We start from the raw sequence: 19356 nt of genomic DNA, 5'->3' as shown, positions 1-19356 counted from the left end.
CCTGGATCCTGAAACGAGTTCAGGATGACGCCAGGATGAAGGGGACGACGCGCCTCCCCGTCGACGATCGGCCGCCTGCCCTTCGCTATTTCTTGATCAGCCCGATCTCGACCAGCCGCTCGTGGAGATAGCCGTTGGCGGTGATCGGCGTCGGATAGCGATCCGGGTTCGCCGCGTTGATCGTCTGCGGCAGCGTCTCGATCAGGAAGTCGGGCGCGGGGTGCAGGAAGAAGGGCATCGAGTAGCGCGAGTGGCCGCGGCGCTCGGGCGGCGGGTTGACGACGCGGTGCGTGGTCGAGGGCAGCACGTGGTTGGTCAGCCGCTGCAGCATGTCGCCGACATTGACCACCATCGCCCCCGCCGGCGGCTTGATCGCGAGCCAGCGCCCGCTGTCGCGCTCGAGCAGCTCCAGCCCCGCCTCCTCGGCGCCGAGCAGCAAAGTGATCAGGTTGATGTCCTCGTGCGCACCCGCGCGCACGCCCTCGGCGTCGGCCGGGATCGGCGGGTAATGGAGCAGGCGCAGCACCGAATTGCCGTCGCGCACCGCCGGGTCGAACCAGTCCGGCGCGAGCCCGAGATGGCGCGCGATCGCCGACAGCAGCCGGTCGCCGGCGCGGTCGAACGCCTCGAACAGCGCGAGGAACGTGTCCTTGAACCCCTCCGGCCGCGCCGGCCAGACGTTGGCGGGCATGTCCGCGGCATAGCGATGCCCCGCCGGCAGCTCGCGCCCGACGTGCCAGAATTCCTTCAGATCGACGTGGCGGGCGTCCTTGGCGATCTCGGTCTTGAACGGCGTGTAGCCGCGCGCCCCGCCCGCGCCGGGGACGTGATAGCCGCGCTTCTCCTGTTCCGGCAGCGCGAACAGCGCCGCGGTCTCGGCCCAGGCGCGCTCGATCAGATCCTGCGGCACGCCATGGTCGGCGACGATGGCGAAGCCGAAGCGCTCGAACGACCCGCCCAGCGCGGCGGCGAAGCCGTCGGGGTCGCGGTCCTGGTCGGCGAGGCTGAGCGTGGGCACCGCGGCGGCGGGGGTATCGAGCATGACGTCGGTCCAATCGGTTGATCGCCGGGCAATAAACCTTCCCGATCCGGGTTGCTACCCGCGCGCGGCGAGGTGACAGCGCGGCGACCGCCACCTAAGCCGCGCGGCATGTCGACGCCCCCCGCCCCGCCCCTCGCGCCCCCCGTCGCCGCGCCGCCGATCCCGCTGCCCGAGTTCGTCGCGCTGATCGCGGCGCTGATGGCGCTGACCGCGCTGGGGATCGACTCGATGCTGCCCGCGCTGCCGACGATCGGCGCGGCGCTGGGCGCACCGGGGGCGAACGAGCGGCAGTATGTCATCGGCGCCTTCCTGATCGCGTTCGGCGCGGGGCAGTTGCTCCACGGCCCGCTCGCGGACCGGTTCGGGCGGCGGCGCTCGCTGCTCGCCGCGCTGGCGGTCTATGCCGTGGCGAACGCGCTCTGCGCGCTGGCGGGCAGCTTCGCGCTGCTGCTCGCCGCGCGCGTGGCCGCCGGGCTGGCGATCGCGGCGGCGCGGGTGACGACGGTGGCGATCGTGCGCGACTGTTTCGAGGGGCGCGCGATGGCGCGGGTGATGTCGATGACCTTCATCGTCTTCATGATCGTCCCCGTGCTGGCGCCCGGCTTCGGCACGGTGGTCCTGCTGTTCGGCGGCTGGCGCGACATCTTCTGGGCGGTCGGCGGCGCGACGTTGCTGGTGCTCGCCTGGTTCGCGGTCCGGATGCCCGAGACGCTCCATGCCGAGGACCGCCATCCCTTCTCGCCGGCGCGGCTCGCCGCGGGGTGGAAGCTGACGCTCAGCGACCGCTGGTCGCTCGGCTACACGCTCGCCGCGACCGGGCTGATGGGCGCGCTATACGGCTATATCAACTCGATCCAGCAGGTGATGGCGGACGTGTTCGGGCGGCCGCGGCTGCTGCTGCTGATCTTCGCCACCACCGCGGGGACGATGGCGGTGGCCAATCTCGCCAACGCGCGGCTGGTGATGCGAGTCGGCACGCGTCAACTCGGCCATGCCGCGGTGGTGACGCTGATCCTGGTCTCCGGGCTGCACCTGCTGCTGGCGCTGAACGGGCACGAGACGCTGGTCGGCTTCGCGGTGTTGCAGGCGGTGGCGATGGGCTGTTTCGGCCTCTCCAGCTCGAATTTCTCGGCGATGGCGATGGAGAAGATGGGGCATATCGCCGGCACCGCGTCGAGCGTGCAGGGCTTCACCAGCGTGACATTGGGCGCCGCGATCGGCGCCATGATCGGCCAGCATTTCGACGGCACGACGGTGCCGCTCAACGCCGGCTTCCTGTGCGCCGGCGTCGCCGCGCTGGCGATCGTGCTGGTGACCGAGCGCGGGCGGCTGTTCGCGGCGCGCTGACGGAACCGCGCGCCCTCGCCTGCCGTTCGTCCCGGCATCGTAGATGAGGAGATCGGCATGGGCGGGCAGCATATCCACGGTCAGGGTCCCGGCGACGACGGCTATGACGAGGACGGCTACGACGAGAGCCAGCGTGCCGAGATCCTCGAGGCGACGCGCGACGGCCCGAGCGACGGCACGATCATCACCGACCTCGACCCTGACACCGGCGAGGACGACGAGAGCGAGAACGAGGACGAGCTCGAGATGGTCGACGGCGAGGTCGCGGAGCAGGACGGCGATACCGACCAGGACGAGGCAGACGTCGACGAGGACGAGGTGCAGGACGAGTTCGACGACGGCAGCGTCGACGACGACGAGCTCGACGACCGCGACGACATCGCGCTGAACCCCTGAGCGCGGCCGACCGCGACCGGGCCGCGCGCGCGGTGCGCGGTCGGGCGCGGGGAACGTGGTTCGCTCGTGCGGCTTCCGCGGCGCGGTCGCACGGGCTACATGGATGATGATGCGCGCTCGCCTGCTTTGTCTCCGTCTGGCGCCGAAGCACGCGACGGGCGGCGCATCCGTCACCGCCGCGCGCCTGTCGCGTCTCCTCGCCCACCGCGACGGCGCGGCGCGCCGCTGCCCCTTCGACTGAACGGATCCTTCCATGCCCACGCTGGCGCTGCTCGTCGCGTCGAACTGCTTCATGACCGTCGCCTGGTACTGGCACCTCAAGGGCGGCATGGAGAAGCCGCTCTGGATCGTGGTGCTGCTGAGCTGGTCGATCGCCTTCTTCGAATATTGCCTCGCCGTACCGGCCAACCGACTGGGCTATGCGCACGGCTGGAGCGGCGGCCAGCTCAAGGTGACCCAGGAAGTGATCACGCTCGCGGTGTTCGCGGTGTTCGCGGTGTTCGTGCTCAAGGAGCCGCTGAGCTGGCGCTACGCCGGCGCCTTCGCCTGCCTGATCGGCGCCGCCGCTTTCATGTTCGTAGGCAAATAGCCGGGTTGACCGCGATCGGGGACCCGCTCACCCTCCCTGCATATGCTGCTGTTTCTCGCCCTGCAGGCGGCCGCGCCTTCGGCGGCGCCGCCCGAGCGCATCTCGATCCTCGTCCCCGTCGCGGACCAGCGCTGCACGCGCGAGCGCCGCGAGGGCGAGGTGGTGGTCTGCGCCGATGCGTTGCCGGACCAGTCGCTGCCGCTGCCCGCCGAAGCCGCCCCGACCGGCGCGACCCCGGTCAACCGCGACCTCACCGGCATCGGCGCCGCGCGCGCCGTGGCGACGCCGTGCGGTGCGACGCAATGGGGCTGTACGACCGGAGTCGATCTGCTCGGCATGGGCACCGCCGTGGTACGCGGGATCCAGAAATTGGTCGCGCCGCGCAGCTGCTGCGAGGCACCGGGCGAGGCCACCGATGTCGGCCTGCTCGCGCGCGACGCCGCCGGATTGTTCAAGAGCAAGCCGGCGCGACGCGAGCGGGTCGCGATCGACCTCGACGAACCCGATCTGAGCGGCCATGTGCGGCCGTGACGATCAGCGCCGGTCAGGCACGAGGGTAGCGCGCTGACGATCGCGGTCGTGGCGGAAAGCAGCGCCGGTGGCGTCGCCGCGGCACCAGCCGGTCGCTGCTGACTTCCGGATGATCGCCCGTCGGCACGGGCGATCACGTCAGTCCAGGATATGCATCCACAGCGGCTCGCCCTGCAGGCTCTGCGACCCGCGCAGCCGCTCGAGCGCGGCGGCGACGCAGCGTTCCGGCCCCTCGTGGGTGACGATCGCGACCAGGACGCTGCCGTCGGCGAGCGCGCCGCGCTGGATCAGGCTCTCGATCGACACGCCCGCGTCGCGCATCGCCGCCGCGATCTCGGCGAGCACCCCGACGCGATCCGCCACCGCGAAGCGGAGATAGGCGCGGCCGCGCCGCTCCCCCGCGGGCGCAGGCGCCGCCTCGGTCAGCGCCGCGGCGGGCATGGCGAAGGGCGGACCGAACTCGCCGCGGGCGATGTCGATCAGATCGGCCACCACCGCGCTCGCGGTCGGCCCCTCGCCCGCGCCGGCGCCCTGGAACAGCAGCCGGCCAACGAAATTGCCCTCCGCCACCACCGCGTTGGTCGCGCCGGTCACGTGGGCGAGCGGGTGGTCGGCGCGCACCAGATGCGCGTGGACCCGCTGGAAAAGCCCCGCGGCATCGGCCTCGGCGACTCCTACCAGCCGCACGCGATAGCCCAGCGCCGCCGCCTCGGCGATGTCGGCGGCGAGCAGATGACGGATGCCGCTCGCGGCGACCTGCGTGAAGGCAGGCGCGGTGCCGAATGCGAGGCTGGCGAGGATGGAGAGCTTGTGCGCCGCGTCGACGCCGTCGATGTCGAACGACGGGTCGGCCTCGGCATAGCCCAGCGCCTGCGCCTCGGCGAGCACCTCGGCGAAGTCGCGCCCCTCCGCCTCCATCTTGGAGAGGATGAAATTGCACGTGCCGTTGAGGATGCCATAGACCCGCGCGATCGCGTTGGCGGCGGCGCCCTCGCGCAGCCCCTTGATCACGGGGATGCCGCCGGCGACCGCGGCCTCGAACTTGAGCGCGGCGCCGCTGCCTTCGGCGGCCCGGGCCAGCTCGAGCCCGTGATGCGCGAGCATCGCCTTGTTCGCGGTGACGACGTGGCGACCGGCGCCGAGCGCGCGGCGCGCCAGCGTCAGCGCGGGCCCGTCGGCGCCACCGATCAGCTCGACCACCACGTCCGCCTCGGCCGCGGCGAGCGCGGCGGTGTCGTCGACCCAGTCGAAGCGCGACAGGTCGACGCCGCGGTCCTTGCTGCGGTCGCGCGCGGAGACCGCGACCACCTCGATCGGGCGCCCGGCGCGGCGCGCGATCAGATCGCGGTTGGCGTCGAGCACGCGGATCACCCCGCCGCCGACCGTCCCCAGCCCCGCCAACGCCACTCGCAACACCTGCGCCATCCCTCGGCCTCCCTTTCGCGCCAGGGTGCTAGGCGGTCGCGCCGACGCTGTCGAGCAGCGCCGCCCGCCCCCGACGATTGCGGTTAATGCAACTGAGTTTGGAATTATTGCACTTGCGTCATTCCGTGGTGCGATGCACAAAAGCCGTGCCTTTCAGGCATCCTCTCCTAAAAACTTCCCGGCCGGGCTTTGCCCGGCCTTTTTTTTGGCGCCGGCGTGGGATAGGGTCCGAATCGCCGCACAGCTTCACAATCATAATCACGCGGGCAGGATGGGATGCAGCCGGTCGGACCGGCACGCGCAGCGGGGGGAGCGGCGGGTGGACCGCTCCCTCCCGGCGGGCGAGCACGGGCGCGATCGCGCAACTCCTCGATCCTCTTACTCACATCGGTGTGCGCCAGCATCTGCCGCCCTCTGTCCTCCGACCCGTGGCTGTGCCACGGTCACGCGATGGATCACCGTCCCTCCGACATGCCGCGGCCCTCGCCGCCCATCACCGAACTCACGCTGCGCGGCATCCTGCTCGGCGGCGTCATCACGCTGCTGTTCACCGCCGCCAACGTGTATCTCGGGCTCAAGATCGGGCTGACCTTCGCCACCTCGATCCCCGCCGCGGTGATCTCGATGGCGGTGCTGCGCGCCTTCCGCGGCGCCTCGATCCTCGAGAACAACATCGTGCAGACCGTCGCCTCGGCCGCGGGCACGCTGGCGGCGATCATCTTCGTGCTGCCCGGGCTGGTGATGATCGGCTATTGGCAGGGCTTCCCCTTCCTCACCACCGCGGCGATCACCGCCACCGGCGGAATCCTCGGCGTGATGTTCTCGGTGCCGCTGCGCCGCGCGCTCGTGGTCGACACGCCGCTGCCCTATCCCGAGGGGCGCGCCGCGGCGGAGGTGCTCAAGGTCGGCGAGGAGAGCCGCAGCGGCAGCAGCGAGAGCGCGCGCGGGCTCACCGCCATCCTCGGCAGCACGCTCGCCTCCGCCGCCTTCGCCATCCTCACCCAGACGCGGCTGATCGCGGCCGAGGCGGCGACCTTCTTCCGCGTCGGCGGAGGCGCGACCGGGGTTACCGGCGGGCTGTCCTTCGCGCTGCTCGGCGCGGGGCATCTGATCGGGCTGTCGGCGGGCATGGCGATCCTGCTCGGCGTCGCGGTTGGCTGGTGGCTGGTGCTGCCGATCCTCACCGCGATGGCGCCGCAGGCGGGCGACGTCGCCGCCTGGGCCAATGGCGTATTCCGCACCGACGTGCGCTTCTTCGGCGCGGGCGTGATCGGCGTCGCCGCGATCTGGACGCTGATCCGCATCGCCGCGCCGGTAGCCGCGGGCCTGCGCGCCTCGCTCGGCGCCTCGCGGGGGGCGGGCATGGCGGTGGAGGAGCAGGATCTGCCCTTCTGGGTCGTCGCGGCCGGCACGCTGGCGACGCTGGTGCCGATCGCGCTGCTGCTCCACGCGGTGATCAGCGGCGGGCCGCTGGCAGGCAGCGAGTGGCTGCTGATCGTCGGCAGCCTGCTCTTCGTCCTGGTGGTCGGGCTCGTGATCGCGGCGGTGTGCGGCTATATGGCGGGGCTGATCGGCGCGTCCAACTCGCCCGTGTCGGGGATCGGCATCCTCTCGGTGCTCGCCGCGGCGGCGCTGCTGGCGGGCTGGTTCGGGCGCGGCGGCGCCGCGGACGAGACCGCGGCGCTGGTCGCCTATGCGCTGATCGTCACCGGCATCGTATTCGGCATCGCCACCATCTCGAACGACAATCTGCAGGACCTCAAGACCGGCCAGCTGGTCGGCGCGACACCGTGGAAGCAGCAGGTCGCGCTGGTGATCGGCGTCTGCTTCGGCTCTTTGGTGGTGCCGCCGGTGATGCAGCTGCTCTACACCTCGTTCGGTTTTGCCGGCATGCCGGGCGCGGGGCCGAACGCGCTGGCCGCACCGCAGGCGGCGCTGATCTCCGCGCTGGCGCAGGGGGTGCTGGGCGGCGACCTCAACTGGACCATGATCGGCTGGGGTGCGGCGGCGGGCGGCGTGTTCGTGCTGCTCGACGAGGCGCTCGGGCGCGCGGGGCGACTGCGGTTGCCCCCGCTCGGGGTCGGGCTCGGCATCTATCTGCCGATGTCGGCGACGCTGACCGTGGTGATCGGCGCGCTGATCGGTCACTTCTATGATGGCTGGGCCGAGCGGACGGCTGACGCGGAGGCGTCGAAGCGGCTCGGTGTGCTCACCGCGACCGGGATGATCGTGGGCGAGAGCCTGTGGAACGTGGTGTTCGCGGGGATCGTCTACGAGAGCGGCACCGACTCGCCGCTCGCGCTGGTGAGCGGGCACGAGCAGGCCGCGCTGGTGGCGGGGACGCTGCTGTTCGCAGCGGTGACCTGGGGGCTGTACCGGCGGACGCGCCGATTGGCGGTGGGGTGAGGGTCACGGCGTCAGCCGGGCGTCAGCGGGGCCTGCGCCTCGCTTCGTCATCCCGCGCCTCCCCTTCGTCATCCCGGACTTGTTCCGGGATCCAGCGTCCCGCGAACGCGTCGCGGGTTGCTCTCGCGGTGAAGTGGATCCCGGAACAAGTCCGGGATGACGGAAGATGAGAAGCGTTCTGCGACTTTCGCCAAGGTGCCGCCTTGAGCCGGGATGACGGGAAGGGGAGCGAGAGGCGTGTTCCGCTCCCGCCCCCGTCCCCGCTCCTCACATCTTGTCGAGCAGCTCGCTGATCGAGACGAAGGCGAAACCCACCGAGCTGTCGGCAATGCCATAGGGCATGAACAATTTGTCGCCGTGCTTCATCGCGCCGCAGGTGTAGACCACGTTGGGCACATAGCCTTCGCGGTCCTGGTCCGCGGCGGCGAGGATCGGTGAGCGCGTGCGGCCGATCACCCGCGCGGGATTGTCCTTGTCGAGCAAGGCCGCGCCGATGGAATATTTGCGCATCGCGCCGACGCCGTGGGTCAGCAGCAGCCAGCCCTCGTCGATCTCGATCGGCGGCCCGCAATTGCCAATCTGGACGAACTCCCAGGGGAAGACCGGCTTGAGGATCAGCTCGCCCTCGTCCCAATGGGTGAGGTCGTCGGTCTTGAGCAGGTAGAGATTCTCGCCGTCCTGCCGCCCGATCGAGAGATACTGGCCGCCGACCTTGCGCGGGAACAGCGCGATGCCCTTGTTGCGCGCCGCGCTGCCCGTCATCGGCACGAGATCGAAGGCGCGGAAGTCGCGCGTGCGCAGCAGCTCGGACTGGATCGTCGCGCCATTGTAGGCGGTATAGGTGCCGAGCCACTCGACGCTGCCGTCGTCATGCTCGAAATGGACGAGGCGCAGGTCCTCCAATCCTTTCGACTGCGCGTCGGTGATCGGGAAGATCACCGTGCCCGACAGCGTGCTGTCGCGGTGCCGGTAAACCGTCACCGGCCCGGTCGGCGGCGCTTCCTCGTCGGTGCCGATCGCGTCGGTGGCGGTGGCGAAGGGCGGCTCGGGGGCGAGCTTGAGTTCGTTCTCCGAGGTGATGATGCCCTCGCGGAAGGCGACGGAGGAGATATGCCCCTCGCCCACCGCGCGCAGGCTCATCAGGATGCGTTGCGCGCCGTCCTCCATCCCGCTCTGGTCGGGATGCGGCACCGCGCTGGGGTTCATCAGCGCCGCGGCGGCATAGCTGTATTCGTGGCAGAAATAGGCGCCGATCAGCTGGCGCTTTTCGTCGCTGATGCGGCTGCCGTCGAGCCCGTGCGCCGCCGCGATCTCGTCATAGCGGGTCATGAACACGCGGCGGGTCTGCCAGTGGCGCGCCTCGAAGTCCTTGAGCACGAGGTCGAGCTGATCGCGCGCCTCCTGCGGCGGCATGTCGAGCACCTCGGCGATCAGCCGCTCCGAGCGGCTGACGCCATTGGCGTTGGCGATCCAGCCGATGTGGAAGGGCCGCACCACGACGCGCGACGGGTCGGCATGCAGACGCAGCCGGTGGTTGAACAGCTCCAAGGACCAGCCTCGTCTTAGTGAACGACGGTACGCGCGCGATGCCGCTCAGGCGACGTCGCGCTGCGTCCCTGCCACTTTTCCGGCGCGGATTGAAAGCCCCGAAATCGCGCACGAGGCCATTTGCAGCGCCAGGATCGACTCGGCACCCTGGTTGCGGTTGAGCCCGGTCGGCATCAGCCCGTCGAAACAGCCGCCGTCGCGCTGCGTCGCCAGCGGGAGGTCGAGGTCGTTGACGCCGAGATACCAGTCGTAGGCACGCTTCGCCTCGTCGTACCAGCGCGCGTCCCCCGTCGCGTCGAACGCCGCGGCGCAGGCGTCGATCGTGGCCTGTGCCTCGAGCGGCTGCTGGTCGAACGGCAGCGGGTCGGCGTAGACGCGGCCGAAGCTCTCCGAACCCACCGCGCGGAAATGGCCCTCGGGCGCGGTCTGCTTGGCGACGATCCACTCCAGCGTGTCGATGCCGCAGGCGATCAGGTCGGGCCGCTGGAGCGCGATGCCGGCGCGCAGCATCGCCTCGGGCAGGCGCGCATTGTCATAGGCGAGCACGATCTCGAACCAGCCCCATTCGGGCCGGCGCGCCGCATCGAGCAGCTTGAGATGCTCATCGGGGAAGCGGCGCAGGATCTGCGTCGCCAGCTCGTGGCGCGGCGAGGCCTCCAACATCGCCGCGGCGCCCAGCATCGCGAAGGCCTGCGCGCGCGGGCTCTCCAGCTCGAGCGCGAGCGTCGCGGTCGAGTCGAACATCGCGCGCGCCCAGTCGCGGTGCTTGGCCTCGTGCGCGTCGCGCGCGGTGACGCCCAGTGCCCACAACGTGCGGCCGTTCGAGTCCTCGGAGCCGACGTCCTCGCACCAGGTGCGGTCGAAGTTCATGAAGTTGCGGAAGCGCCGCGCCTCTGGGTTCCAGGCATATTGCACGAACGAGGCGTAGATCGTCATCCACTTGTCGCGCGTTGCCGCGTCGAGCTCGGGGACGGCGCTCATCAGCATCAGCGCGCGCGCGTTGTCATCGATGCAATAGCCGTGGCGGCGGTCGGGCACCGAGTAGATCGAGTGCTGCAACATGCCGGTCGAGTCACTCATCCGCTCGACCGCGGCGATCTCGGGAGGCAACACCTTTGTGTCGGTCTCGCCGCCGCCGCGGAGGCGCCGCGGCTGGGTCGCGATACTCGTCGCGATCTCGTCCATTGCTTGCTCCACTACACGAGGCCAGATCATCGTGCGGCCACGCGCATAGGCACGCGAGGACAGACGTCCGAGGTTGCGGGCGCTGCCCAGAAGATTGTTGATCTCGCGCGCGAAGGCGGCGCTATCGCGGAAATCGACCAGCACCCCGTGCCCGTCCGCCAGGATCTCAGTGGCGTGGACATAGGGCGTCGAGATCACCGCCTTGCCGACGCCGACGGCGTAGCTGAGCGTGCCGCTCGTGATCTGAGCCGGGTTGAGATACGGCGTGGCATAGATATCCGCCGCCTGAAGATGGTCGATCAGCTCGTCGTGATCGACGAAGGCGTCGATGAAGGCGACATTGTCGCCGACGCCGAGCTCGGCCGCGCGCGCCTTGAGCGAGTCGCGATACTTCTCGCCCTCGTGCGCGACCAGATTGGGATGGGTCGCGCCCAGCACGATGTACATCGCGTCGGGGTTCTTCTCGACCACCGCGGGCATGGCCTCGACGATCGTCTCGATCCCCTTGCCCGGCGCGAGAAGGCCGAAGGTGAGGATCACGCGCTTGCCGTCCCAGCCGAAGCGCGGTTTGAACGCGTCCGGCTCGGCGAACGGCCGGTCGGGCACGCCGTGCGGGATCACCGCGATCGACTTGGGGCTGGCGCCGTAGACGCGCTCGAGGATCTCGCGGCCGCGCTCGGCCATCACGATCACCTTGGCGGCGCGCCGCAGCAGCCCTTCCAGCACGGTGCGCTCGGCCGTGCTGGGCTTCTCCAGCACGGTGTGGAGCGTCACGATCAGCGGGATCGTCAGCCGGTCGAGCAGCGCGAAGATATGGCCGCCCGCCTCGCCGCCGAAGATGCCGTACTCGTGCTGGAGCCACAGCACCTGCGCCCCACTCGCCTCGATCCGCCGCGCGGTGGCGACATAGGCGGAGAGGTCGTGCTGCGGGATCGCGGCGGTGACCGCCTCGGGATAGGCATAGCGCCCCGGGTGATCGTCCATCGCGTAGACGTCCACCTGCGTATCGGGGAAACGCTCGCGCAGTGCCTGGTAGGTGTCGGTCGTGAACGTCGCGATGCCGCACTGTCGCGGCAGGAAATTGCCGATCAGCGCGATGTGGTTGACGTCCTGCGGAACGGCCGACTGATTCATCCTCATACCTTCGCTGGTGCAGCACGGACGCCACGCGACGCCGTGCCTCTCTTCTGAACCAGCCATGAAAGGATTGGTTGCAGTTTTGCTGCACCGCGGGAGACCCGAACCGACTGATCCGGATCAGCCGCGCCCGCGATACGGAGCGACGCCCTGATCGGGCAGCCACAGGTCGGCCGGCGGCGCGGCCGACTGCCAGAAGACGTCGATCGGCATACCGCCGCGCGGGTACCAATAGCCGCCGATGCGCAGCCAGCGCGGGCGCATCTCCTCGTACAGCCGCTGGCCGATGCCGACGGTACAATCCTCATGGAAGGCGGCGTGGTTGCGGAACGCGCCGAGGAACAGCTTGAGCGACTTGGATTCGACGATCGTCTCGCCGGGCACATAGTCGAGCACGAGGTGCGCGAAGTCGGGCTGGCCCGTTACCGGGCAGAGCGAGGTGAACTCGGGCTGGGTGAAGCGCACCAGATAGGTCTGGCCGGGGCGCGGGTTGGGGACATAGTCGAGCACCGCCTCCTGCGGCGAGGCGGGGAGCGAGCTGTTCTGGCCAAGGTGCATCGGGGTCATGCGCGCGCACATAGGCGCGCGCGGCGCGGAATGCGACCTGTTGCCGCACCGCGCGCGCGGCCTATGAGAGGGACATGGATCCACTCGTCTCCGCCGAATGGCTCGCCGACCAGCTTGGCGCCCCCGACCTGCGCGTGCTCGACGCCAGCTACGACGCGCTGCTGCCCGGCGAGCCGCCGCGCGACCACGCCGCCGAGTATCGCGCCGGCCATGTGCCGGGCGCGCTCTACATGGACCTCGCCGGCTTCTCCGACGCGGCGAGCGACCTGCCCTCGACCCTGCCGGGCGCGGCGCAGTTCGCCGCGCGCGCCGCCCGGCTCGGGATCGATCGCGCCACGCGCATTGTGCTCTACGACGACGCGCCCCATCATACCGCGGCGCGCGCCTGGGTGATGCTGCGCGCCTTCGGTTTCGATCGGGTCGCGCTGCTCGACGGCGGACTGGCGGCGTGGAAGCGGGCGGGTCTCCCGCTGGAGCAGGGCGACGCTGCGGTGCCGCCGCGCGCGATCGACGCCGGCGCTGGAACGGCGGGGCTGCGCGACCTCGCCGCGATGCGCGCGATCCAGCAGGACGCGAGCGAGCAGATCGTCGACGCGCGCTCGGCGGCGCGCTTCACCGGCGCGGAGCCGGACCCGCGCGCGGGCGTCGCCCCGGGCCACATCCCCGGCGCGCGCAACCTGCCCTACAAGCGGCTGTTCGACGAGGACGGCCGGTGGAAGCGCGGCGAGGCACTCGCCGCCGCCTTCCGCGACGCCGGGGTAGACCTCGACCGGCCGATGGTCATGACCTGCGGCTCGGGCATCACCGCCAGCGTGCTCGCCTTCGGCGCGCATCTGCTCGGGCGCGACGCCGCGGTCTATGACGGTAGCTGGACCGAGTGGGGCGCGGACCCGAGCACCCCCAAGGCGACGGGGGCGGCATGAGCGACCGGCCGGTCAAGCCCGCCACGCGCGTCGTCCAGACCGGGCGCCGCGACGAGTGGACTGGCGGCGTCGTCAACACGCCGGTGTGGCGGGCCTCGACGATCCTCTACAACGACGTCGCGCACCTGCGCGCGACCGGCGCGCGCGACACGCACCACCGCCTGTTCTACGGTCGCCGCGGCACACCGACGCAGTGGAGCCTCGCCGACGCGCTCACCGAGCTCGAGCCCGGCGCCGAGGCGACCTTCCTCTATCCCTCGGGCGTCGCGGCGATCGCGGCCTGCCTGCTGACGCTGCTGTCGCCCGGCGACGAGCTGCTGCTGGTCGACAGCGCCTATGATCCGACCCGCTCGCTCGCCGACAAGCTGCTGGCGCGGATGGGCATCACCACCCGCTACTATGACCCGCTGATCGGCGCAGGTATCGCCGAGCTGATCGGCGATCGCACCCGCGTGATCTTCATGGAGAGCCCCGGCAGCCTCACCTTCGAGGTGCAGGACGTGCCCGCGATCGTCGCCGCGGCCAAGGCACGCGGGGTGGCGACGGTGATCGACAACACCTGGGCGACGCCGCTGCTGTTCCCGGTGATCGGGCTCGGCGTCGATTACTCGGTGCTCGCCTGCACCAAATATGTCGGCGGCCACTCGGACGTGATGATGGGCTCGGTCACCGCGGCGCCGGGGCGGTTCGCGGCGCTGCGCGATACCAGCTTCCAGCTCGGTCAGGTGATCAGCGCCGACGACGCTTTCCTCGGCAGCCGCGGGCTGCGCACGATGGCGGTGCGACTGGCGCAGCACGAGCGTAGCGCGCTGACCGTGGCGCGTTGGCTGGAGGCGCGGCCCGAGGTGGCGCGGGTACTTCACCCGGCGCTGCCGTCGTGCCCCGGGCACGAGCTGTGGCAGCGCGACTTCGCGGGCGCGTCGGGGCTGTTCTCGTTCGTGCTCGCCGGGGGGAGCGACGCGGCGCGCGCGGCGCTGATCGACTCGCTCGAGCATTTCGGCATCGGCTATAGCTGGGGCGGGTTCGAGAGCCTCGCGGTGCCGATCGACCCGCAGCGGCATCGCAGCGCGACAGTGTGCGGGTTCGAGGGGCCGCTGGTGCGGCTGCAGATCGGGCTGGAGGATCCGGACGACCTGATCGCCGACCTGGAGCGCGGGCTCGCGGCGTGGCGCGGGGTGATGGAACGGTAGAGGTAAGGCGCGGCTAGTAGGCGTCACCTTCATACCCGTCATCCCGGCCTTGAGCCGGGATCCATGGTGCCGCTCACACGCCGGCTGCGACGCTCGCGGCACGATGGATGCCGGGTCAGGCCCGGCATGACGGTCGGAGGTCGCGAACGTCCCGACCTCTCCCGTGCTCCTGCGCACGCAGGAGCCCAGAGCCACGAGCGTTACTCCTGCGGCCCTGGGCTCCGGCGTTCGCCGGAGCACGGCCCCGTCATCAAGATGCGCGGCCCCGGCGTTGAGATGAGGCTCGGCCCCCGCGCCCTTACTGCTGCGGTGTCGTCGTCGGCGTGGCACGCGCCGGCGTCGCCGGTGCCGCAGCCGGTGCGCTCGCGGCGCCGCCCGCGCTCGCGCGCGCGTCCTGGCCGTCGCCCTGCGGCGCGGCGATGATGTCGCGCGTGGTCTGGCCCTTGTCGACGACGTTCGTCTTCGGGTCGCCCGCCTCCGAGCGGATGCCAGCGGGCGCAGCGCCGGTGCCGCCGGCCTGGTCGACCACGCCGGCTTCGGCCGCGCTGCGCTGCGCCGGGCCGCCGAACAAAGCGTCGATCGCCTGCGCCTGCGGGTTGTTGCCCTGGGTGCGCGCGGCGCCCGGCTGCGGCGGCACCAGCGCGAAGTCGGGCGGGATGATCAGCGGCGCCTGGCGCGCCACCGCGAACTCGTCGGGGCGGGCGCGGTCGTAGCCGCGCTTGCCGCAGCCGGCGAGCAGGGCGAGCATCGCCACACCGGACACCGCGACGACAGACTTACGCATGGACATTCTCCGAAGGATCGGGGCGCTTCTCGCGGATCAGGAGCGCGCGCACCAGCAGAATCAGCACGCCGATCGTAATCGCGGCGTCGGCGACGTTGAAGACCAGGAAGGGCCGCCACTCACCGAAATGGAGGTCGGCGAAGTCCACCACATAGCCCAGCCGCACGCGATCGAGGATGTTGCCGAGCGCCCCGCCCAGCACCAGCCCCAGCGCGGCCTGCTCGCCGGTCTTCTCCTCGCGGACCATCCACACCGCCACCGCCACCGCAATCGCGCCGGTGAAGGCGACGAGCAGCCAGCGCATCGTGTCGGTCTCGGCGCGCAGCATGCCGAGCGACACACCCTCGTTCTTGGTGAAGCGCAGGTCGAAGATCGGCAGGATCTCGCGATAGGCGCCGAGGAAGTCGATCGCGAGCGGGCCGGTGACGACCCATTTGACGAGCTGGTCGACGACGAAGACGACGAGCGCGATCGCGAGCCCGAGGCGCGGCAGCGACCGGCTCACGCGCCCTCCCCCACCACCACGGCGCAGCGGTCGCACAGCGCGTCGTCGACCGTCACCTCGGGCAGGTGCCGCCAGCAGCGGCCGCATTTGTGATAGTCGGTCCGGGTCACGTCGACGCCATCGGCCGGCGTCACCTTCGCCACGATGAATGCCTCGGCGAGCTGCGCGGCGTCGAGCGGCAGGTCGGGCACGGTCACCTCCGCCTCGAGGCTGGAGCGCACCGTCTTCGCGCGGCGCAGCGGCTCGATCGCCTCGGTGACGCGGACGCGCAGCGCGCGCACCGCCTGCCAGCGCGCCGAGAGGTCCTCGGCGGCCGGATCGGGCAGCAGCGGCCACTCGAGGAAGTGAACCGAGCTCGCCTCGTCGGGGAAGCGCGCCTGCCACACTTCCTCGGCGGTGAAGACCAGCACCGGCGCGGCGTAGCGCACCAGCGCGTGGAACAGCACGTCGAGCACGGTGCGGTAGCTGCGGCGCTTCACGTCGTCGGCGGCGTCGCAGTAGAGCGAGTCCTTGCGCACGTCGAAGAAGAAGGCCGACAGGTCCTCGTTGGCGAAGTCGGCGAGCAGGCGGACGTAGCGGTTGAACTCGAAGCCGCGCGCCGCCTCCCGCAGCTCCATGTCGAGGGCGTGGAGCAGGTGGAGCACGTAGCGCTCCAGCTCGGGCATCTCGGCGACGGGGACGCGCTCCTCCTCGGCGAAACCGTCGAGCGCGCCGAGCAGGTAGCGGAAGGTGTTGCGCAGCTTGCGGTAGGAGTCCGAGGCGGTGGCGAGCACCTCCTTGCCGATCCGGATATCGTCGAAATAGTCGGTCGACACCGCCCACAGCCGCAGGATATCCGCGCCCGACTCGCCGATCACCTTGAGCGGGTCGACGACGTTGCCGAGGCTCTTCGACATCTTGCGGCCCTGGCCGTCGAGTGCGAAGCCGTGGGTGAGCACCGCGTCATAGGGCGCCCGTCCGCGCGTGCCGCAGCTCTCCAGCAGCGACGATTGGAACCAGCCGCGATGCTGGTCCGACCCCTCGATATAGAGGTTGGCGCGCGTGCCTTCCCCGTAGCGGGCCTCGACGACGAAGGCGTGGGTCGACCCTGAGTCGAACCACACGTCGAGGATGTCGTTCACCGGCTCATAGTCGGCGAGGTCATGCGCCTCGCCGAGAAGGACCTGATGGTCGGCGGTGAACCAGGCGTCGGCGCCGCCGTCGCGGAAGGCCGCGACGATGCGCGCGTTGACGGCAGCATCGTTGAGATACTGGCCGGTGGCGCGGTTCACGTACAGCGCGATCGGCACGCCCCAGGCGCGCTGGCGGCTGATCACCCAGTCGGGGCGCCCTTCCACCATCGAGCGGATGCGGTTCTCCGCGCGCGGCGGCACCCACTGGGTCCGCGCGATCGCGTCGAGCGCGAGCTGGCGGAGTGTGGGGGCGTTGCCACGCTCGGCCCCGTCCGCCGTACCGGCCCCGGCGGAGTCACCCGCCGCCGCGCCGCTCGCCACGTCCATCGGGATGAACCACTGCGGGGTCGCGCGGAAGATCACCTTCGCCTTGGAGCGCCACGAGTGCGGGTAGCTGTGCTGGAAGTCGTCGCTCGCGCCGAGCAGCGCGCCCGCCGCGCGCAGGTCGGTGCAGATCGGCCCCTCGCTCGCCACGAACTTCTTGTTGATCACGCTGCCCTGCCCGCCGAGCCAGGCCCAGTCGGCGCGGTAGAAGCCGGCGGCATCGACCGCGAACACCGGCTCGATGCCGTTGGCCTTGCACAGCAGGAAGTCGTCCTCGCCGTGATCGGGCGCCATGTGGACCAGCCCGGTGCCGGCGTCGGTGGTGACGAACTCGCCCTCGAGGAACGGCCGCGGCGTGGCGAAGAAGCCGCCGAGGTGGTGCATCGGGTGGCGCGCGGTCGCGCCCTCCAGCACCGGGCCTTTGATCAGCGCGACGATCTTGCCCATCGGGATGCCGGTGCGCTTGGTGAAGGCGGGCAGCAGCGGCTCGGCGACGAGATAGCGCCGGCCCTCGTGCTCGAACTGGAGATAGTCGATCGCCGAACCATAGGCGAGCGCCTGGTTGACCGGGATCGTCCAGGGCGTGGTCGTCCAGATCACCGCCAGCGTGCCCGCGAGGCCCGGATATTCGGGGCAGTCGCTCACCTCGAAGCCGACGTCGATCTGGGTCGAGACCACGTCCTCATACTCGACCTCGGCCTCGGCCAGCGCAGTCTTCTCCACCGGGCTCCACATCACCGGCTTGGCGCCGCGATAGAGCTGGCCGCTCTCGGCGAACTTGAGCAGCTCGCCCGCGATCACCGCCTCGGCCTCGTAGCGCATGGTGAGATAGGGGTTGTCCCAGTCGCCCATCACGCCGAGCCGCTGGAACTGCTCCTTCTGGATCTGTACCCAATTGTCGGCATAGGCGCGGCACTCGGCGCGGAACTGCGCGACCGGCACCTGATCCTTGTCGAGCTTCTTGGCGCGGTACGCCTCCTCGACCTTCCACTCGATCGGCAGGCCGTGGCAGTCCCAGCCGGGCACGTAGGGCGCGTCATAGCCCATCAGCGAGCGGCTGCGGACGATCACGTCCTTCAGCACCTTGTTCATCGCATGGCCCATGTGGATGTCGCCGTTGGCGTAGGGCGGGCCGTCGTGGAGGATCCAGCGCTCGCGCCCCTGGCGCTGCTCGCGCAGGCGATCGTACAGCCCGATCCGCTTCCAGCGGTCGAGGATCGCGGGCTCCTTCTGCGCGAGCCCCGCCTTCATCGGGAAGTCGGTCTTCGGCAGGAAGACGGTGTTGCGCCAGTCGCGCGGCGTGTCGGGTGCGTCGGCCATGTGGGGCATGGCCTTAGCGCCGCGTCAGCGCGCCAGCAACGCCCGCGCGGTAGCGCAGTCCGAGTCCATCTGCGCCACCAGCGCGTCGAGCGTGTCGAACTTCGCCTCCGGGCGGATATAGTCGATCAGCTCGACCTCGAGCTCCTGGCCGTAGAGATCGCCCGAGAAGTCGAAGAAGAAGGGCTCGAGCAGCTCCTTGGGCGGGTCGAAGCTGGGGCGGATGCCGAGATTGGCGGCGCCGTCGAGCACGCGCCCGTCCGCCAGCCGCCCGCGCACCGCGTAGATGCCGTAGGCGGGGCGCAGATATGTGCCCATGTCGAGGTTGGCGGTGGGATAGCCGATCGTGCGGCCGAGCTTGTCGCCGTGCTGCACCACCCCCTCGATCGCGAACGGCCGGGTGAGCAGCCGCGCCGCGCCGCGCGGGTCGCCCGCGCCGAGCGCGGCGCGGATCCGCGTCGAGGAGACGGGTTCGCCGTCGAGCATCACCGCGCCGACGGTATCGACCGAGAAGCCGTGCGCCGCGCCGGCGGCGCGCAGCGTGGCGATGTCGCCGCTCTTGCGGTGGCCGAAGGTGAAGTCCTCGCCGGTGACGACGCCGCCGACGCGCAGCGCGCCGATCAGCCGCTCGGCGACGAAGGCGTCGGCGTGGAGCCCGGCGAGCGCCTCGTCGAAGTGGAACACGACCATCGCGTCCGCACCCGCGGCGGAGAACAGACGCGCGCGCTGGTCCAGCGTGGTGAGCCGGAACGGCGGCGTGTCGGGGCGGAAGTAACGCACCGGGTGCGGGTCGAAGGTGGCGACCAGCGCGGGCCGCCCTTCCGCGCGCGCGCGCTCGACCGCGCGGCCGACGACCGCCTGGTGACCGAGGTGAAAACCGTCGAAATTGCCCAGCGCGACGATCCCGCCGGCCAGCCCGGCCGGCACCGCCGAGCCGCCGTCAAGCCGCTCCATGCGCGGCGCCTTAG

At 70.8% G+C, this 19356-nt stretch carries 16 protein-coding genes; 7 read left to right on the top strand and 9 right to left on the bottom strand.

Annotation, left to right across the window (positions count from 1 at the left end; genetic code table 11):
* Positions 1–85: 85 nt before the first annotated feature.
* Positions 86–1042 carry a 2-oxoglutarate and iron-dependent oxygenase domain-containing protein gene (locus EV292_RS02290; RefSeq protein ID WP_132907555.1) on the bottom strand — a complete coding sequence of 319 codons (957 nt, stop codon included), beginning with the start codon at positions 1040–1042 and terminating at the stop codon, positions 86–88.
* Between the two features lie 108 nt (positions 1043–1150).
* Between EV292_RS02290 and EV292_RS02285 the strand changes: the two genes are divergently transcribed.
* The 4 genes from EV292_RS02285 to EV292_RS02270 all read left to right on the top strand — a co-directional run bounded on the left by EV292_RS02285 (position 1151) and on the right by EV292_RS02270 (position 3905).
* On the top strand, positions 1151–2389 hold the full coding sequence (locus tag EV292_RS02285) for a multidrug effflux MFS transporter (protein ID WP_132907554.1): 1239 nt from the start codon (positions 1151–1153) through the stop codon (positions 2387–2389).
* Positions 2390–2446: 57 nt separating this feature from the next.
* Entirely contained in the window at positions 2447–2785 is a 339-nt protein-coding gene (locus EV292_RS02280) for a DNA primase (RefSeq protein WP_207913317.1), read from the top strand.
* 253 nt (positions 2786–3038) lie between these two features.
* A complete protein-coding gene (locus EV292_RS02275) occupies positions 3039–3374 on the top strand; it encodes a DMT family protein (protein WP_132907553.1) in 336 nt (111 codons plus the stop codon).
* A 42-nt stretch (positions 3375–3416) separates the two neighbouring features.
* The gene (locus tag EV292_RS02270) at positions 3417–3905 is read left to right on the top strand and encodes a hypothetical protein (RefSeq protein ID WP_132907552.1); all 489 of its coding nucleotides are present in this window, start codon (positions 3417–3419) and stop codon (positions 3903–3905) included.
* A 138-nt stretch (positions 3906–4043) separates the two neighbouring features.
* Here EV292_RS02270 and EV292_RS02265 read toward each other — a convergent pair whose 3' ends face one another.
* Positions 4044–5330 (bottom strand): homoserine dehydrogenase, encoded by a 1287-nt coding sequence (locus EV292_RS02265; protein WP_132907551.1) that lies wholly within the window; start codon positions 5328–5330, stop codon positions 4044–4046.
* Positions 5331–5780: 450 nt separating this feature from the next.
* Here EV292_RS02265 and EV292_RS02260 point away from each other — a divergent pair, with 450 nt between their 5' ends.
* The gene (locus EV292_RS02260) at positions 5781–7736 is read left to right on the top strand and encodes an oligopeptide transporter, OPT family (protein ID WP_243693560.1); all 1956 of its coding nucleotides are present in this window, start codon (positions 5781–5783) and stop codon (positions 7734–7736) included.
* A gap of 267 nt (positions 7737–8003) precedes the next feature.
* On the opposite strand, the gene EV292_RS02255 is transcribed toward EV292_RS02260, so the two are convergent.
* The 3 genes from EV292_RS02255 to queF all read right to left on the bottom strand — a co-directional run bounded on the left by EV292_RS02255 (position 8004) and on the right by queF (position 12173).
* Positions 8004–9284: a glycoside hydrolase family 130 protein gene (locus tag EV292_RS02255; RefSeq protein ID WP_132907550.1), complete on the bottom strand. Its 1281-nt coding sequence runs from the start codon at positions 9282–9284 to the stop codon at positions 8004–8006.
* Between the two features lie 45 nt (positions 9285–9329).
* Positions 9330–11603: a glycosyltransferase family 4 protein gene (locus EV292_RS02250; protein WP_132907549.1), complete on the bottom strand. Its 2274-nt coding sequence runs from the start codon at positions 11601–11603 to the stop codon at positions 9330–9332.
* Positions 11604–11726: 123 nt separating this feature from the next.
* The gene (queF, locus tag EV292_RS02245; protein ID WP_132907548.1) at positions 11727–12173 is read right to left on the bottom strand and encodes a preQ(1) synthase; all 447 of its coding nucleotides are present in this window, start codon (positions 12171–12173) and stop codon (positions 11727–11729) included.
* Between the two features lie 74 nt (positions 12174–12247).
* On the opposite strand from queF, the gene sseA reads away from it, so the two are divergent.
* Both sseA and metC read left to right on the top strand, forming a co-directional pair.
* Complete coding sequence (gene sseA, locus EV292_RS02240) at positions 12248–13096, top strand: 3-mercaptopyruvate sulfurtransferase (protein ID WP_132907547.1); 849 nt, start codon at positions 12248–12250, stop codon at positions 13094–13096.
* Positions 13093–14286, top strand: coding sequence for a cystathionine beta-lyase (gene metC, locus EV292_RS02235; RefSeq protein WP_132907546.1), 1194 nt, complete (start codon positions 13093–13095; stop codon positions 14284–14286). Before sseA ends, metC begins: the two co-directional genes overlap by 4 nt.
* A 298-nt stretch (positions 14287–14584) precedes the next feature.
* On the opposite strand, the gene EV292_RS02230 is transcribed toward metC, so the two are convergent.
* Genes EV292_RS02230 through EV292_RS02215 form a run of 4 tightly spaced genes read right to left on the bottom strand, consistent with a single transcriptional unit; the run spans position 14585 to position 19342 of the window.
* On the bottom strand, positions 14585–15070 hold the full coding sequence (locus EV292_RS02230; protein ID WP_132907545.1) for a DUF3035 domain-containing protein: 486 nt from the start codon (positions 15068–15070) through the stop codon (positions 14585–14587).
* Complete coding sequence (lspA, locus tag EV292_RS02225) at positions 15063–15575, bottom strand: signal peptidase II (protein ID WP_243693559.1); 513 nt, start codon at positions 15573–15575, stop codon at positions 15063–15065. The genes EV292_RS02230 and lspA overlap by 8 nt, the downstream gene beginning before the upstream one ends.
* Entirely contained in the window at positions 15572–18391 is a 2820-nt protein-coding gene (gene ileS, locus EV292_RS02220) for an isoleucine--tRNA ligase (protein ID WP_132907543.1), read from the bottom strand. The genes lspA and ileS overlap by 4 nt, the downstream gene beginning before the upstream one ends.
* Positions 18392–18415: 24 nt before the next feature.
* Complete coding sequence (locus EV292_RS02215) at positions 18416–19342, bottom strand: bifunctional riboflavin kinase/FAD synthetase (RefSeq protein ID WP_132907542.1); 927 nt, start codon at positions 19340–19342, stop codon at positions 18416–18418.
* Between the last annotated feature and the right edge of the window lie 14 nt (positions 19343–19356).

It is taken from the genome of Sphingomonas sp. BK235, assembly GCF_004345855.1.
Classification (GTDB): domain Bacteria; phylum Pseudomonadota; class Alphaproteobacteria; order Sphingomonadales; family Sphingomonadaceae; genus Sphingomonas.
The sequence above is the reverse complement of the archived record's forward strand: the minus strand, read 5'-3'. Positions and strand labels throughout refer to the sequence as shown.

Bases quoted from the DNA above. Each gene is read 5' to 3' on its own strand.
- sseA (WP_132907547.1), top strand. From the start codon at position 12,248: ATGGATCCACTCGTCTCCGCCGAATGGCTCGCCGACCAGCTTGGCGCC.
- EV292_RS02290 (WP_132907555.1), bottom strand. From the start codon at position 1,042: ATGCTCGATACCCCCGCCGCCGCGGTGCCCACGCTCAGCCTCGCCGAC.
- EV292_RS02265 (WP_132907551.1), bottom strand. From the start codon at position 5,330: ATGGCGCAGGTGTTGCGAGTGGCGTTGGCGGGGCTGGGGACGGTCGGC.
- EV292_RS02285 (WP_132907554.1), top strand. From the start codon at position 1,151: ATGTCGACGCCCCCCGCCCCGCCCCTCGCGCCCCCCGTCGCCGCGCCG.
- EV292_RS02250 (WP_132907549.1), bottom strand. From the start codon at position 11,603: ATGAATCAGTCGGCCGTTCCGCAGGACGTCAACCACATCGCGCTGATC.
- ileS (WP_132907543.1), bottom strand. From the start codon at position 18,391: ATGGCCGACGCACCCGACACGCCGCGCGACTGGCGCAACACCGTCTTC.
- EV292_RS02275 (WP_132907553.1), top strand. From the start codon at position 3,039: ATGCCCACGCTGGCGCTGCTCGTCGCGTCGAACTGCTTCATGACCGTC.
- EV292_RS02215 (WP_132907542.1), bottom strand. From the start codon at position 19,342: ATGGAGCGGCTTGACGGCGGCTCGGCGGTGCCGGCCGGGCTGGCCGGC.
- EV292_RS02270 (WP_132907552.1), top strand. From the start codon at position 3,417: ATGCTGCTGTTTCTCGCCCTGCAGGCGGCCGCGCCTTCGGCGGCGCCG.
- EV292_RS02280 (WP_207913317.1), top strand. From the start codon at position 2,447: ATGGGCGGGCAGCATATCCACGGTCAGGGTCCCGGCGACGACGGCTAT.
- metC (WP_132907546.1), top strand. From the start codon at position 13,093: ATGAGCGACCGGCCGGTCAAGCCCGCCACGCGCGTCGTCCAGACCGGG.
- queF (WP_132907548.1), bottom strand. From the start codon at position 12,173: ATGACCCCGATGCACCTTGGCCAGAACAGCTCGCTCCCCGCCTCGCCG.
- EV292_RS02260 (WP_243693560.1), top strand. From the start codon at position 5,781: ATGGATCACCGTCCCTCCGACATGCCGCGGCCCTCGCCGCCCATCACC.
- EV292_RS02230 (WP_132907545.1), bottom strand. From the start codon at position 15,070: ATGCGTAAGTCTGTCGTCGCGGTGTCCGGTGTGGCGATGCTCGCCCTG.